The sequence below is a fragment of the Streptosporangium sp. NPDC020145 genome (assembly GCF_040631275.1).
GTDB lineage: Bacteria > Actinomycetota > Actinomycetes > Streptosporangiales > Streptosporangiaceae > Streptosporangium.
On sequence record NZ_JBEXZT010000003.1, the window covers coordinates 457,738 to 473,121 of the forward strand.

Consider the following 15,384-nt stretch of genomic DNA (forward strand, 5'->3'; position numbering starts at 1 on the left):
CATCGGCCACCGACGGTTAGGGAATCTCCGTGGCCGCGGTCCCCCTGGCTCCGTCGCCCATGCTGGTGTAGGCCCTGCCGGGCACCAGGCGGGGCACGCCGTACAGCTCCGACAGCGTCACGAACGTGTAGCCCCGCTGGACGAACTGGTTCAGGACGGCGGGCACGGCCTCGACGGTCGTCGGGTGGATGTCGTGCATGAGCACGATGGCCCCCGGGGTGGCCTGGGCCGCGCGCTGGGCGACCAGCCTGGAGTCGCGGTCACGCCAGTCGAGGGTGTCGACGCTCCACATGACCTGGGCGAGCCCGAGACGGGAGGCCTCCGCCGCGACCCGCCTGCCCGTCGAGCCGTACGGCGGCCGCATCATCGTCATCTTGACCCCGGACAGCCGTCTGACGATCTTCTGGGTGCTGGCCAGCTCGAACCTGATCGACTTCTCCGAGAGCTGAGGGAGCGGAAGGTGGTCCCAGGTATGGTTGCCGATCTCATGTCCCTCGACGACCATCCTGCGGAGGTTCTCCCCCCGGTCCTCGGCGACCATCCTGCCCAGTACGAAGAAGGTGGCCCTCGCCTGGTGCCTGGCGAGGATGTCGAGCAGCCTGCCGGTGTACGGCCCGGGCCCGTCGTCGAAGGTCAGCGCGACGCACCTGATCCTGGCGCAGTTCACCCCGCGCGCGCCGGGCGGCTTCGGAAGGCTGTTCCTCGGCCACTGCCGCTGGATCGCGACCAGCCTTTCGGCGAGTTCCTCCGGGTCGAAGAGCGGGAAGGCCTCGGGGGACGGCGAGACGGACGGGGACGGGTCGCTCTCGATGCTCAGGATCGCGACAGGGGGCTCACAGCCCGCGACTCCCAGCAGGACGGCCATGGTGAAAACCATCCATCGCCACACGTCTGCCCCCCGCCAGGCCGGCCGGGGTCACAGATGGTCATGGATAGTCTCCGGCCACGTCCCCCCGCAGACTCCTGGCCAGTTCGTCCCACCAGGATGGGACATCTGCCTGGAGTTCCGCATAGCGACGCGCTACCCGAATGGCGCATCCTTTCGAATCCGTGCCCAGATGTCGACGTTTCACCTGGCCCTCCTGCCACCGGTAGAAACCATCTCGGAAGCGAACGACGAGCCCGATCCATACCGAGAGAGTGCCGTCGTCGTCGACCTCGTAGGCGCCGGTGACCCCGAGCCCGGCCAGGTCCGCGCGGAGCCTGGCGATCGCCTCTCCCGCCTCGACACGCTCGTTCACCCGTCACCTCCCCGGCGGACGGAGGGACCGCTCCCCGACGGAGGGACGGACCGCGCGGCCGGGACACAGGCCCCGCCACCGGCGGGTGACAGCGAAAGCGACATGGGGTAATGATGCGGTCACGCGTCGCCTGGTGACACCCGTTCCCCACTATTGGTCAGGTGTCTCCTTCGGCTCGGTCACCACCATCGTGAACCTGAGCGGGACCTGCCCGTTGTTGGAGTAGCGGTGCGGCCGGTCGGCGCGGAACACCACGGCGTCGTCCACGCCCACGACGTGGCTGCCGCCGTACACCGAGAGGGTGAGCTCCCCCTCGATGACGGTCAGCATCTCCCTGGTGCCCGGAGGGTGGGCGTCACCGTCGTGGTGGTCGCCGGGGGCGAGCCGCCAGTCCCACAGCTCCAGGATCGACGGGGCGTCGGTGCCGACCAGCAGCCGTGCCGAACTGGCCTTCCCGTGCGGGAAGGTGACGACGCTGGCCGCGGGGACGACCCGCACCACGGGCACGTCCGAGACCTCGACCAGGCGCGCGACCGTCACCCCGAGGGCGTCGGCGATGCGGGTGAGCGTGTTGATGCTGGGGTTGGTCCGTCCCTGCTCGACCTGGACGAGCATGCCGCGGCTCACCCCGGAGCGGGTGGCCAGTTCGTCGAGCGTCATCTGCCGGTGCGCCCGCTGGGCCCGCACGTTGTTGGCGACCGCCGCGTTGATCGTCTCGGGATCCATCAGTCCAGTGTAGTGAACCTGATTTGCAGTATTTTGCACCTCATATATTGTTCCAACGGTGCAATCCATTGAACTGAGGTGAAGGATGATCGCGGTGGCGCTGGCCACACTCTGCGCCGTGGTCTACGGCACGGCCGACTTCTTCGGCGGTCTGGCCACCCGCAGGTCGCGGGTGATGGCGGTGGTCGTGCTCTCCCAGGGCGCCGGGCTCGCCCTGGTGGTCGCGCTGATGCCGCTGCTGCCCGGCGCCCCGACGGCGGGCGCGTTCGCCTGGGGCACGGCGGCGGGTGTCTCCGGCGCCGCCGGGCTGGTGCTCTTCTACCGGGCGCTGGCCACCGGCGTGATGTCCGTCGTCGCCCCGACCACCGCGACCACCTCCGCGGCCCTGCCCGTCCTGTACGGCCTGGCCACCGGGGAGCGGCCCGAGCCGCCGGCGCTCTGCGGTGTGGTGCTGGCACTGGTCGCGGTGCTGCTGGTCAGCCGTGATCCCTCGCGGAGCGCGTCCGGGAACGGCCGGGGGCCGCTGGTGGCCGCGCTGGTGGCGGGCGTGGGGTTCGGCGGCTTCTTCGTCCTGCTGGCGCAGTCGCCCGCCGAGACCGGGATGTGGCCGCTGTTCGGCGCGCGCCTCTCCTCGATCGCCCTCATCGCCCTGCTGGCCCTGGCCACCGGCCGTACGCTGCGGCCGGGCGCGGGCGCGCTGCGGATCATCCTGGCGGCCGGGGTCCTCGACATGCTGGCCAACGTGCTGTTCATGTTCGCCCAGCAGCGCGGCATGCTGAGCCTCGTCGGCGTGCTGGTCTCCCTCTACCCGGCGAGCACGCTGGTGCTGGCCAGATACGTCCTGAAGGAGCGACTCAACGTCGTGCAGATGACGGGCATCGGCTTCACCCTCGCGGCGGTCGCGCTGATCGCCGCGGGCTGAGCCCCGGATCGGTCATAAGCCGCCGGTCAGGCGGCCTGGCGCTGCTCGGGCAGGCGGACGGCGCCCTCCTCGCGGGCGTAGTCCTCAAGCATCGTCCTGAGCTGACGACGGCCACGGTGCAGCCGGGACATGACGGTGCCGATGGGCGTGCCCATGCGCTCGGCGATCTCCTTGTAGGCGAAGCCCTCGACGTCGGCCAGGTAGACCGCGACGCGGAAGTCCTCGGGCAGGGAGCGCAGCGCGTTCATCACGGCGCTGTCGGGCAGCTGTTCGAGCGCCTCGGTCTCGGCGGACTTCAGCCCGGAGGACATGTGGGACTCGGCGGCGGCGAGCTGCCAGTCCTCGATCTCCTCGGTCGCCGAGAGCTTGGGCGAACGCTGCTTCTTGCGGTACTCGTTGATGAAGTTGTTGGTGAGGATCCGGTGCAGCCACGCCTTGAGGTTGGTCCCCTCCCGGAACTGGTGGTAAGAGGTGAACGCCTTGGCCACCGTCTCCTGCACGAGGTCCTCGGCGTCGGCGGAGTTGCGGGTCAAACGCATCGCGGACGCGTAGAGCTGGGTGGTGACCGGAACGACGTCGCGCTCGAACCAGTCCTGGCGCTGCTCTTCGGTCATCGTGATCACGTGTTCTTCCCCCTTGTACTGATTCCCCCCACCACCGTCCGGCACAGGCACGACACGCCCTTTCCGGCGGCTTGTCGAATGCTCGCAGGCGGCTCGTAAGCGGGCCGTTAAGAGCTCTTCCGCCTGGTCAGGAGGTTGGTCGTCGGCTGCTTCGAAGGCGGGTACGACACGCCCTACAGCCGGACAAGTCTCATTATCGTAACATCTCCCTCTGAAGATGGTAGAGGTTGTGTCCATCATCACATAACCCCAGCTCGCGCTACTTTTGGGTGCATGGAATACGTGGACAGGCATGACCCCTATACCCGCTCCTGGGTGGCCGAGGCCATCCGTCACGTCGAGGCCGACGCCCACCGAAGCTGCGATACCCATCTCCACGTCTTCCCGCTTCCCACGCACTGGGGGGTAAACCTCTACCTCAAAGACGAGTCCGTCCACCCAACCGGTTCACTCAAGCACCGCCTGGCCCGATCCCTGTTCCTGTACGGCCTGGCCAACGGTTGGATCGGCCCCTCGACCACGGTCGTCGAGGCCTCCAGCGGCTCGACCGCGGTGAGTGAGGCCTACTTCGCCAGGCTGGTCGGCCTGCCGTTCGTCGCGGTGATGCCCGCCTCGACGTCCCCCGAGAAGATCGCCCTGATCGAGTTCTACGGCGGCAGGTGTCACCTCGTTCAGGACCCCGGGACCATCTACGAGGAGTCCCGCCGGGTCGCGGCCGAGACCGGCGGCCACTTCATGGACCAGTTCACCTACGCCGAGCGGGCCACCGACTGGCGCGGCAACAACAACATCGCCGAGAGCATCTTCCAGCAGATGGAGATGGAACCCCACCCCGAGCCGACCTGGATCGTGGTCGGCGCCGGCACCGGCGGCACGTCCTCGACCATCGGCCGCTACATCCGCTACCGGCGGCACCAGACCAGGCTCGCGGTGGTCGACCCGGAGGGGTCCGCCTTCTACCCGGGCTGGTGCGCCGGCGACGACACCGTCACCGCCCCCGGCTCCCGCATCGAGGGCATCGGCCGCCCCCGGGTCGAACCGTCGTTCATGCCCACCGTGATCGACCGCATGATCCAGGTCCCGGACGCCCTGTCCATCGCGGCGATGCGCTGGGTCCGCGAGGTCACCGGCCGCGACGTCGGCGGCTCGACGGGCACCAACGTCGCGGCCGCCGTACGGATCCTGCGGGAGATGCGCCAGGCGGGCGAGCGGGGCAGCGTCGTCACCCTGATCTGCGACGGCGGCGAACGCTACCGCTGCACCTACGGCGACGACGCCTGGCTCGCCGAGCGCGGCCTGGACATCGCCCCTCACCTGGAGGAACTGAGGTCCTTCCTGGCCGAGCCCTGACATCCCACCCGAAGGGACCCGCTCAGGAGGCCCTGGCGGGATCGACCCCGAAGACCTTCGCGACGTCGTCGAGGATGGCGTGGGCGCCCTGGATGCCGACCGCGCTCATCCAGATGACGTCGGCGACGTCGTGCTTGGCGCCCTTGAGCCTGCCCCAGAGCGGGTTGGCCTGGAACTCCTTCTTGATCGGCTCGGCCGCCGGGTCGGGGTAGGCCGCCACGAAGATGTGCTCGGCGTCGAGCTGGGAGATGTTCTCCTGGCTGATGTTCACCGCGATCGTCTCGGTCGTGGTCGGCTGGTCCTTCGGCCGGACGAAGCCGACGTCCTTCAGCACCAGCCCCGAGTAGGAGTTCTCCACGTACAGGCGCACGGTCGGCTCCCCGGCGAACCGGACGACCGAGACGGTCGGCATTCCGCCGTTCTTCTTGTCGATGGAGGCGCCGAGCGCGGCGGCGCGGTCCTGGTAATCCTTGAGCCTGGTCTCCGCCAGGTCCTCCTTGCCCAGGGCCCGCCCCATGAGCCTGAGGTTCTCCTTCCAGATCGCGCCGGTGGTCTCACTGAACACCGTCGGAGCGATCTTCGACAGCTTGTCGTACAGCGCCTCGTGCCGGACCTTCGCCGAGACGATCAGGTCGGGCTTGAGGGCGATGATCCGCTCCAGGCTCGGCTGTTCGAGCGTGCCGACGGAGACGGCGTCCTTGGCGTGCCCGAGGACCGGGGTCAGATAGTCGGGGAGCTTGTCGTCGATCGCCCGGTAGGTGGTGAACCCGACGACGTCGGTGTCCAGGGTGAGCACTGCGTCGACGAAACTCTGGTCGAGGGTCACGACCCGCACCGGCCTGGCCGGGATCACGGTCTCGCCCATGGCGTGCTTCACCGTGCGGGGGAAGCCCTCCGCGTTCGCCGCCCCGGCCGAGGGATCCGCCCCCGTCCCGGTTTCCGCGGCGGGCTTCGCGGTGGTCGGCGTACTCGTGCCGCAGGCGGCCAGCCCCGCCGACAGTACGGCCGTCGCCATCCCGAGCGCCACGGCGCGCAATGTTCTCATCAGGACTTCCTCCAAGGTAAGGCACGCCTAAATTAGATTAGGCATGCCTAAACTGTCATACTCGTTCGGAGCCCGACAATCGGGGTCCCGGTCCGCGGGACGGTGTCCGGTCTCCGGCAGGCGAGAGGAGCGCGCGTGAGCACGACGGCGGTCATCGCGCGGTCCCCCTCACCCAGGGGCGTTCTCACGGCCCTGCGTACCCGCAGGTCGATCGTGGTCGCCGGGTTGTTCGCCCTGCTGCTGACCGCCGTCCTGCTGAGCCTCGCGGTCGGCGCGAAACCGGTCCCGCCCGGCGACGTGTGGCACGCCCTGACCGGCCCGTCGGGCACCGAGAACGACATCGTCGTGCGGTCGCTGCGCGTGCCCAGGACCGCCATCGGGGTCATGGCCGGGATCGCCCTGGGCGTCGCGGGCGCCCTCATGCAGGGGCACACCCGCAACCCGCTGGCCGACCCCGGTCTGCTCGGCGTCACCCAGGGCGCGGCGTTCGCGATGGTGCTCGCCATCATGACGCTCGGCGTCACCGGCCTGTACGGCTACATCTGGTTCGGCCTGGCCGGGGCCCTCGTCGCCAGCGCCGGAGTCTTCGCCCTCGGCATGGTCGGCGGACGGTCCGGCCCGACCCCGCTGACCCTGGCCCTGGCCGGCACGGCGGTCAGCTCCTTCCTCTACGCGCTCACCTCGGCCCTGGTCCTGATGGACGAGCAGGCGATGGACGTCTTCCGGTTCTGGCAGACCGGCTCGATCGCGGGCCGGGGCGCGGAGACCGTCACCCAGGTGCTGCCGTTCGTCGTCGTCGGGCTCCTGCTCGCCCTGGTCAACGCCCCCGGCCTCAACGCGCTCGCCCTCGGCGAGGACGTGGCCAGGGCACTGGGCCAGAACGTCACCCTGACCCGCGCCGTCGGCATCTGCGCGATCGCGCTGCTCACCGGCGCCTCGGTCGCGGCCTGCGGCTCGCTGGCCTTCCTCGGCCTGATGGTCCCCCACCTGGCCCGCCCGCTCTCCGGCCCCGACAACCGGTGGCTGCTGCCGTACGCGGGGCTGATCGGCGCGGTGGCGCTGCTGCTCGCCGACGTGACGGGACGGGTGGTCGCCCGGCCCGGCGAACTGGAGGCAGGAGTGGTCCTCGCCCTGCTCGGCGCGCCGTTCTTCGTCGCCCTGGTCCGCCGCAGGAAGCCGGTCCGCCTGTGAACCCCACCCCCGTGTACGGCCTGCGCCCCTCTGAGACGAAGGCCCCGACAAGGGCACAGACAAAGGCGCTACGGGCCGGTCCCGCCTCCTGGCCGCTGCGGCCACGCCCCGTCCTGACGGCACTGGTCCTGCTGGCCGCCGCCGTACTGCTGACCGGGCTCGGCATGCGGATCGGCGACATCCCGATGAGCCTGGCCGAGGTGGGCCGGGCCGTCGTGGGGGACGGCCCCGACCACCTCGTGGTGATGGAGCTGCGGCTGCCCCGGGCGCTCACCGGCGTCCTGGTCGGCGCGGCGCTCGCCCTGGCCGGGGCGATCACCCAGGCCATCGCGCGCAACCCGCTGGCCAGCCCCGACATCCTCGGGGTGACGCCGGGCGCCAGCGTGTGCGTGGTCGCGGCCATCGTGGCCACGTCGAGCGCCGCGGGCGGGGCGGGCGGCATGCTGGCCTCGGTCGGGATTCCGCTGCTCGCCCTGCTCGGCGGCGCGGCCGGGGCGCTGGCCGTCTACACGCTCGCCTGGCGGGGCGGCCTGGACGGCTACCGCCTGGTGCTCGTCGGCATCGGCGTCTCGGTGATGTGCGTCAACGTCAAGTACTGGCTGCTGACCATCGGCGACGTCAACGACAGCGGGCGCGCCATCGTCTGGATCACCGGCTCGCTGAACGGCAGGGGCTGGGAACACGTCGTCCCCGTCGCGGTTGCGCTGGCCGTACTGGTCCCGGCGACCCTGGTCGGCGCCCGCTCACTCGGCGCGCTGCGCTTCGGCGAGGAGACCGTCACCGGGCTCGGGGTGCGCCCCGACCTCACCAGGAGCCTGATGATCCTGGCCGCCGTGCTGCTGGCCGCGCTCGCGACCGCCGCGGCGGGCCCCATCGCCTTCGTCGCGCTGGCCGCGCCACAGATCGCGTTGCGCCTGGCCGGAGCGGCCCAGCCTCCGCTCGTGGTGTCCGCTCTCACCGGTGCCGTCCTCACCAGCGCCTCCGACCTGGTCGCGCGGACCGCGTTCAGCCCCGTCGAACTTCCCGTCGGCGTGGTCACCGCGGTCCTCGGCGCCCCCTATCTGATCTATCTCCTCGTCCGCGCGCGAAGAAAGGCACGACCTTGAGACTACGGGCCGTCGACGTCAAGCTCGGGTACGGCGACCGCGTCATCGTCGACGGGCTCGACCTCGGGATCGAGGCCGGGACGGTGACGACGATCATCGGCCCCAACGGATGCGGCAAGTCCACGCTGCTGCGCGCGCTGGGACGCCTGCTGAAGCCCTCCGGCGGCGAGGTGCTGCTGGACGGCAAACGCATCGACAGGATGCCGACCAGGGAGGTCGCGAAGATCCTGGGAGTGCTGCCGCAGGCCCCCACGGCCCCCGAGGGACTGACCGTGGCCGACCTGGTGGCCAGGGGACGGCACCCGCACCAGACGTGGTACCGGCAGTGGTCCTCCGGTGACGAGACGGCCGTCAACGAGGCCCTGTCCATGACGGGCCTGCTCGACCTGGGCGAACGCCCGCTCGACGAGCTGTCCGGCGGGCAGCGTCAGCGCGCCTGGATCTCGATGGCCCTGGCCCAGGGCACCGACCTGCTGCTGCTCGACGAGCCGACGACCTTCCTCGACCTGGCGCACCAGATCGAGGTCCTCGAACTCGTCCGCCGCCTGCACGGGGAGCTCGGCCGTACGGTGGTGATGGTCCTGCACGACCTCAACCTCGCCGCCCGCTACACCGACCACCTGGTCGCCATGCGCTCGGGCAAGGTCGTCGCCGCCGGGCCCCCCGCCGAGGTCCTCACCGAGGAGTTGCTCGCGAAGGTCTTCGACCTGGCCGCCCGGGTCATCGAGGACCCGGTGGCGGGCACCCCCATGGTCGTGCCCGTCGGGCCGCTGCCCTCCGCCGGAGACCGCGCCCGGCGCAACGGGGCGCTCCTTCGGGACTGACGTCCCCACCGGGACGCGGCGTTCACCGCGTCCCGGTTCCTGGTGGCTCTCTCAGTCGCCGAGCAGGGCGTCCACGAAGACCTCGGGGTCGAACGGGGCCAGGTCGTCCGGCCCCTCACCGAGGCCGACCAGCTTGACCGGCACTCCGAGCTCACGCTGGACGGAGATGATGATGCCGCCCTTGGCGGTGCCGTCGAGCTTGGTCAGGGCGATACCGGTGACGTCGACGACCTCGGCGAACACCTGGGCCTGGCGCATGCCGTTCTGACCCGTGGTCGCGTCCAGGACGAGCAGGACCTCGTCGACCGTCGCCTTCTTCTCGATGACGCGCTTGACCTTGCCCAGCTCGTCCATCAGGCCGGTCTTGGTGTGCAGACGGCCCGCCGTGTCGACGATGACCACGTCCACCTTGTCCTCGATGCCCTTGGCCACGGCGTCGAAGGCCACCGAGGCCGGGTCGCCGCCCTCGGGACCACGCACGACCTCGGCGCCGACCCGGTCGCCCCAGGTCTGGAGCTGGTCGGCCGCGGCGGCGCGGAAGGTGTCGGCGGCGCCGAGCACGACCTTGTTGCCGTCGCCGATGAGGGAACGCGCCAGCTTGCCGGTCGTCGTGGTCTTGCCGGTGCCGTTGACGCCGACGACGAGCACGACCGCGGGACGCTCCCCGTGCGGCTTGACGTGCAGGGTGCGGTCGGTGTCGGCGCCGATCTGGGTCAGCAGCTGCTCCTTGAGCAGTCCGCGCACCTCGGCGGGCGTCCTGCTGCCCAGCACCTTCACCTTGGTCCGCAACTCCTCGACCATCGCCTGGGTCGGGGCGACGCCGACGTCCGCGGTGATCAGGGTCTCCTCGATCTCGTCCCAGGTGTCGTCGTCGAGACGGTCACGCGAGAGCAGGTCGAGCAGGCCCTTGCCGAGGGTGCTCTGGGACCGGGCGAGCCTGGCGCGCAGCCGTACCATGCGGCCCGCCGAGGGCGGCGGGATCTCGACGGCCGGGGGGACGACCATGGGCTCGGCGGGCTTGGCCGGCGGCGGAAGAGTGGTGGTCGCCGCGTCGTCGTCCTGCGCGGCCCCCACGGGAGGCGCCTGTTCCTCCCCGGGAACGGGCCGCACCTCGGGCGGCTCCACCGGAGGAGCCGACTTGCCCCGCGGCCTGAGCAACAGGAACATGCCGCCCGCCGCCAGCAGGGCGACAACGACGATGATCGCGATTATGCCGAGATAGCCTTCCACAAGAGCACAGTTTTCCAGACCCCCCGGAATGCTCCGACCCCCCGGGTCAAGTCACCCCCCATCGATCTTGACTGCTCACCCTTCCCACCACGACGACACAGACGTCCCCCGCACCTGCCCGCGTGGACTTTCCACCTCCGAAGCGAGGGGTCGGCCGACACCCCCGGCGCCAAGTGTGAAGAGTTTCGGCTTGGGCGCGTCGGTGTCTGGACTGAGGAACGCAGGAGCGAAGCGACGAAGAGACGAGGGAAGACACCGACCCGAAAGCGCCCAAGCCCGCGACGCCGCCAAGCGGAGCAAAGAGACACGGCTTGTGCTTTACCGGCGCCAAGTGTGAAGAGTTTCGGCTTGGGCGCGTCGGTGCTTGGACTGAGGAGCGAAGGAGCGCAGCGGATGAGTGACGAGGGAAGACACCGACCCGAAAGCGCCCAAGCCCGCGACGCCGCCAGGCGGAGCAAAGAGACACAGCCCGCGCTGCCGAAGCCGCGCAAAGAGACACAACTAACTTTCTCGAAGCCGCTGACTGATCACCTGGCTGACCCCGTCCCCCCGCATCGAGACCCCGTACAGCGCGTCGGCGATCTCCATTGTGCGTTTCTGGTGGGTGATGACGATGAGCTGTGACGTCTGCCGCAGTTCCTCGAACAGGGTCAGCAGCCGTTGGGTGTTGGTGTCGTCGAGCGCCGCCTCGACCTCGTCCATCACGTAGAACGGCGAGGGCCGCGCCTTGAAGATGGCGACGAGGAAGGCGACGGCGGTCAGCGACCGTTCCCCTCCGGACAGCAGCGACAGGCGCTTGACCTTCTTGCCCGGCGGTCTGGCCTCGACCTCGACGCCGGTGGTCAGCATGTCCTCCGGGTCGGTGAGCAGCAGCCTGCCCTCACCGCCGGGGAAGACCCGCCCGAAGATCTGCTCGAACTCGCGGGCGACGTCGGCGTAGGCGGCGCCGAACACCTGCTCGACCCGCTCGTCCACCTCCTTGACGACGAGCAGCAGGTCACGTCTGGTCTTCTTGAGGTCCTCAAGCTGGGAGGTGAGGAAGGCGTGCCGTTCCTCAAGGGCGGCGAACTCCTCAAGGGCCAGCGGGTTGACCTTGCCGAGCTGCGCCATCTGCCGGTCGGCGGCCCTGGCCCGCTTCTCCTGTTCCTCACGCACGTAGGGAACGGGGTCGCCGTCGACGGTCGGGACGGGTTCGGCCGGGCCGTACTCGGCGATGAGCGTGTCGGGTTCGACGCCGTACTCGTCGACGGCCTTGGCCTCCAGCTGTTCCAGGCGCAGGCGCCGTTCGGTTCTGGCGACCTCGCTGCCGTGCGCCCTGTTGATCAGCTTGTCCAGTTCGCCGGACAGTTCCCTGACGCGGAGCCTGATCGACTTGAGCGACTGGTCGATCTGCCCGCGCGCCTGTTCGGCCTCGTCGCGTTCCTCGGCCGCCACGGTGAGGGAGGTCTCCAGGCGGGCCAGGGTCAGCTCGGTGCCGCGGACCACGGCCTGGGCGACCAGTGCCTGCCTGCGCCGCCGTTCCCGCAGCTCGGCGGCCCTGGCGCGTTCCTCGCGCTCCCGTTCTGCGGCGCGCAGCAGTTCGTCGGCCCGGCCCGTGAGGCCCTTGACCCGCTCCTCGGCCGTCCGTACGGCCAGGCGGGCCTCCATCTCCGTCTGTCTCGCCGAGGCGCAGATCTCCGCGAGCTCGTCGCGCATCTCGGTGGTCGGTTCGGGTTCGGCCTCCACCTCGGCGGTGGCGGCGGCGAGCCGTTCCTCGATCTCGGCGAGCCCCGCGGCGTCCCGGTCGCGGGCCTCCTCGGCGGCCCGTACGGCCCTGGCGAGCCGTTCGCACTCGGCGGCGGCGGCCTCGGCCGCGGCGCCGAGCTGGGCCAGTCGCCGCGCGGTCGCGGCGGCCCGCTGGTCGGCGTCACGCTGTCTGGCCCTGATCTGGTCGAGCGCGGCCTGGGCGGCGTTCACCCCGGCCTGGGCGGTCTGCACGCCTGTCTGCGCCTCGCCCACGCCCGCCTGGGCGACCTCGACGGCGAACTGCGCCTGTGCCTCGGCTTCGGCGGCCTCCTCCATGGCGAGGCCCGCCTGTTCGGCGGCCTGCCTGGCCGTGGCCAGGTCCGCGACGGCCTCGTCGAGAGCGGCCCGCATCTGGAGGGCGGAAGCCGCGCCCGTTGAGCCTCCCCTGGCGGCGTAGGAGCCGACCAGGTCGCCGGAGCGGGTGACGGCTCGCAGCTCGGGCCACTGCTCGACGGCCTTCCTGGCCGTCTCAAGGTCGTCGACGACCAGGACGTCGGCCAGCAGGTGCGTGACGGCGGCCCGCAGCGCGTCGGGCACGGTGACCAGGTCCGCCGCCCACCGGCCGCCCGCGACGGGCATGTCGGCCCTCCGCGGGACCTGCCCGCCCGTGGCGACGAGCAGGGCCGCCCGGCCCCCGTCCTGGCGGCTGAGGAAGTCGATGGCGTCCGCGGCGGCCTGCAGCGACTCCACGGCCACCGCCTCGGCGTAGGCGCCGAGCACGGCGGCCACGGCCGTCTCCGCGCCGGGGCTGACGGTCAGCATGGTGGCCACCGGGCCGAGCACCCCGGCCAGGTCGGCGGCCAGCAGTGCCGCGGCGCCGTCCGTGCCGCTCGCCAGGCTCAGCTGGAGCGCCTCGAACCTGGCTTCGAGCGCGGCGACCTGACGCTGGGCCTCCTGGTCGGCCTTGCGGGCGACACCCACGGCGGCCTTGGCCGAGGACAGGGCCGCGTTGGGGCCCGCGACCGAGGCCTTGGCCTCCTCGGCGACGGCCTTGGCCTCCTCGACGGCCTCCCTTGCCTGTGCCACGGCCTCAAGGGCGATTTCCAGCTCTTCGGCGAGGGCGGGGTCGATCTCCGGCTCAGAGCGTTCCTGGCCCTCGTGGTCGGCGCGGGCGCGCTCGGCGCGCTGTTCGGCCTCTTCGAGGGAGAGCCTCAGCCGCCCGATCTCCTCCTCGGCCGCGCCCGCCCTGCTGTGCGCCGCGCCGGCCTGCCCCCTGAGCTTGGCCAGCCCTTCGCGCCGGTCCGCGACGGCCTTGGCCTCCGCGGCCAGGCGGCGTTCCTCGGCGGCGAGCGCCGCCTCGCTCTCCGAGCGTCCCGCGACGGCCTGTGCCAGGGTCTCCCGCTCCTGGTCGAGGAGTTCCTCAAGGACGCGTTCCTGCTCCTGGATCTCCTCGGCCTCGCGCTCGTAGTCCTCCGGGTCGCGTCCTCTGCGCTCGACCGTGGTGTCGGTCGCGTTGCGGTGCCGTTCGGCGGCCAGCCCGACCAGGCCCCTGAGGCGCTCGCGGAGGGACGAAAGCCGGAAGTAGGTCTCCTGGGCGGCGGCCAGTCGCGGCTGTGCCTCGGCCTCCGCGGCCTCAAGCTCGGCCTCGGCGACCTGGCCCTGTTCCAGCTCGGTCTCCACCACCGTACGGCGGGCCAGCACGGCGGCCTCGTCGGCGGTCTCCCGCTCCAGGGTGACGCGCAGGGTGAGCACGTCGTCGGCGAGCAGCCTGAGCCTGGCGTCACGCAGGTCGGCCTGGATGACCGCGGCCTTGCGGGCGATCTCCGCCTGGCGGCCGAGGGGTTTGAGCTGTCTGCGCAGCTCGGTGGTGAGGTCCTGGACCCGGGTCATGTTGGCCTGCATCGCGTCGAGCTTCCGCAGCGCCTTCTCCTTGCGCTTGCGGTGCTTCAGAACGCCCGCGGCCTCCTCGATGAAGGCCCTGCGGTCCTCCGGGCCCGCGTGCAGCACCTGGTCGAGCTGGCCCTGCCCGACGATGACGTGCATCTCACGGCCGATGCCCGAGTCGGACAGGAGTTCCTGGATGTCGAGCAGGCGGCAGGTGTCGCCGTTGATGGCGTACTCGCTCTGTCCCGCCCTGAACATCAGGCGGCTGATCGTGACCTCGGTGTAGTCGATGGGCAGCGCGCCGTCGGTGTTGTCGATGGTGAGCGTGACCTCGGCACGGCCGAGCGGGGCCCGTGAGGACGTCCCGGCGAAGATGACGTCCTCCATCTTGCCGCCGCGCAGCGACTTGGCGCTGTGCTCGCCCATCACCCAGGCCAGGGCGTCGACCACGTTGGACTTGCCCGAGCCGTTCGGGCCGACGACGGCGGTGATGCCGGGTTCGAACCTGAGGGTGGTGGCCGAGGCGAAGGACTTGAATCCGCGCAGAGTCAGGGTTTTCAGATACATGTCACCCCTCGTCCGCCGCGTTCACCCGTGTTCACTCGCGCTTTCCCAGGCCGCCCTGTCGCTCTCGCCTGGGAAGACTACCGTTCTTCGCCCGCGCCCGCCTGTCCAGCGCCTAGGGTGCCCTGCATGGATGCGGAACGCGGCGAGGGCTCCCCGCACGGCGGGGACGGCCGTCTCAGACGGCGGGCTTTCCTGGTCGGCGGCGGGCTGGCCGCGCTCGGCCTGGGCGGTACCGCGCTCGCGATCGGTCCGGACGGTTTCCGGAACGCCTACGCCCGCGTCGTCTGCGGAGGCGTCCCCGACCCTCCCGTCGCCCGTCCCGGGGCCCGGCGGCTGAGCGAGGTCGAGGGCCGTACGGTGATCGTCTCACTGCCGCCGCGGCCACGCGACCGGACCACCGTCGTGATCATGTTTCCCGAGGGCACGGAGAACGCCCGCGCGTCGCTCGACCTCTGTTCCGCAGACCGTTACCTGGCGGCGAGCGGGGGGCGGTTCGCGGTCGCCGCGATCGACGACTGGCCCTCGGCCGACGTCGTGGGGACCGTGCTCCCGCATCTGGAGACCCAGGGGTTCGACACCGGAAGGATCGGGCTGCTCGGCTGGGCGGCGGGCGGGGCGGAGGCCCTCAGGCTGGCCGCGCAGCTGGGTTCCGGCCGGGTCGCCGCGGTGGCCGCGGCCTCACCCGCCGTCACGGCGGCACGGGCTCCGCTGCGTGACCTGGTGGACATCCCGGTCTGGCTGGGCTGCGGTGAACGCGACGACAGGGCTCCGCAGACGGAGACGATGCTGAAGGGGTTGAGGGCGCTCGGCGCGACGACGGAGGGGGGGATCTCCTCGGGGTGCCAGGACACGGCGTACCGGGTCCGTGTGCTCCCCGAGCAGTTCGCCTTCTTCTCACGTCATCTGTGAGCGATCTCGTCGTACGGCGGTGCGCCGGGCGTACCGTGTGG

At 71.0% G+C, this 15,384-nt stretch carries 13 protein-coding genes; 6 read left to right on the forward strand and 7 right to left on the reverse strand.

All coding sequences use genetic code 11. From position 1 onward, the window contains the following. Positions 1-16: 16 nt before the first annotated feature. From ABZ463_RS07620 to ABZ463_RS07630, 3 genes are all read right to left on the reverse strand, one after another. A complete protein-coding gene (locus ABZ463_RS07620; protein WP_362774091.1) occupies positions 17-865 on the reverse strand; it encodes a polysaccharide deacetylase family protein in 849 nt (282 codons plus the stop codon). A gap of 61 nt (positions 866-926) precedes the next feature. Further along, positions 927-1,241, reverse strand: coding sequence for a hypothetical protein (locus tag ABZ463_RS07625; protein ID WP_352010302.1), 315 nt, complete (start codon positions 1,239-1,241; stop codon positions 927-929). A gap of 150 nt (positions 1,242-1,391) precedes the next feature. Then, a complete protein-coding gene (locus tag ABZ463_RS07630) occupies positions 1,392-1,967 on the reverse strand; it encodes an XRE family transcriptional regulator (protein WP_352010301.1) in 576 nt (191 codons plus the stop codon). Between the two features lie 85 nt (positions 1,968-2,052). Between ABZ463_RS07630 and ABZ463_RS07635 the strand changes: the two genes are divergently transcribed. Next, complete coding sequence (locus ABZ463_RS07635; protein ID WP_352010300.1) at positions 2,053-2,889, forward strand: DMT family transporter; 837 nt, start codon at positions 2,053-2,055, stop codon at positions 2,887-2,889. A gap of 26 nt (positions 2,890-2,915) precedes the next feature. Here the strand turns inward: ABZ463_RS07635 and ABZ463_RS07640 are convergent, their stop codons facing one another. Beyond that, positions 2,916-3,503, reverse strand: a complete 588-nt coding sequence (locus ABZ463_RS07640) for a sigma-70 family RNA polymerase sigma factor (RefSeq protein WP_352010731.1) — start codon at positions 3,501-3,503, stop codon at positions 2,916-2,918. A 282-nt stretch (positions 3,504-3,785) separates the two neighbouring features. Here ABZ463_RS07640 and ABZ463_RS07645 point away from each other — a divergent pair, with 282 nt between their 5' ends. Beyond that, complete coding sequence (locus tag ABZ463_RS07645) at positions 3,786-4,862, forward strand: PLP-dependent cysteine synthase family protein (protein ID WP_362774096.1); 1,077 nt, start codon at positions 3,786-3,788, stop codon at positions 4,860-4,862. Positions 4,863-4,884: 22 nt separating this feature from the next. Here the strand turns inward: ABZ463_RS07645 and ABZ463_RS07650 are convergent, their stop codons facing one another. Then, positions 4,885-5,907, reverse strand: a complete 1,023-nt coding sequence (locus tag ABZ463_RS07650) for an iron-siderophore ABC transporter substrate-binding protein (protein WP_362774099.1) — start codon at positions 5,905-5,907, stop codon at positions 4,885-4,887. A 135-nt stretch (positions 5,908-6,042) separates the two neighbouring features. Between ABZ463_RS07650 and ABZ463_RS07655 the strand changes: the two genes are divergently transcribed. From ABZ463_RS07655 to ABZ463_RS07665, 3 genes are read left to right on the forward strand one after another with little or no spacing between them, the layout of a single operon-like run. Beyond that, complete coding sequence (locus ABZ463_RS07655) at positions 6,043-7,098, forward strand: iron ABC transporter permease (RefSeq protein ID WP_362774102.1); 1,056 nt, start codon at positions 6,043-6,045, stop codon at positions 7,096-7,098. After that, entirely contained in the window at positions 7,095-8,204 is a 1,110-nt protein-coding gene (locus ABZ463_RS07660) for an iron chelate uptake ABC transporter family permease subunit (protein ID WP_352010296.1), read from the forward strand. The genes ABZ463_RS07655 and ABZ463_RS07660 overlap by 4 nt, the downstream gene beginning before the upstream one ends. After that, positions 8,201-9,028: an ABC transporter ATP-binding protein gene (locus ABZ463_RS07665; RefSeq protein ID WP_352010295.1), complete on the forward strand. Its 828-nt coding sequence runs from the start codon at positions 8,201-8,203 to the stop codon at positions 9,026-9,028. The genes ABZ463_RS07660 and ABZ463_RS07665 overlap by 4 nt, the downstream gene beginning before the upstream one ends. Before the next feature lie 51 nt (positions 9,029-9,079). Here ABZ463_RS07665 and ftsY read toward each other — a convergent pair whose 3' ends face one another. Both ftsY and smc read right to left on the reverse strand, forming a co-directional pair. Beyond that, positions 9,080-10,258 carry a signal recognition particle-docking protein FtsY gene (gene ftsY / locus ABZ463_RS07670; protein WP_352010294.1) on the reverse strand — a complete coding sequence of 393 codons (1,179 nt, stop codon included), beginning with the start codon at positions 10,256-10,258 and terminating at the stop codon, positions 9,080-9,082. Between the two features lie 501 nt (positions 10,259-10,759). Further along, entirely contained in the window at positions 10,760-14,434 is a 3,675-nt protein-coding gene (smc, locus tag ABZ463_RS07675; RefSeq protein ID WP_362774107.1) for a chromosome segregation protein SMC, read from the reverse strand. A gap of 126 nt (positions 14,435-14,560) precedes the next feature. Here smc and ABZ463_RS07680 point away from each other — a divergent pair, with 126 nt between their 5' ends. Then, complete coding sequence (locus tag ABZ463_RS07680; RefSeq protein ID WP_362774110.1) at positions 14,561-15,343, forward strand: hypothetical protein; 783 nt, start codon at positions 14,561-14,563, stop codon at positions 15,341-15,343. The last annotated feature ends 41 nt before the right edge of the window (positions 15,344-15,384 follow it).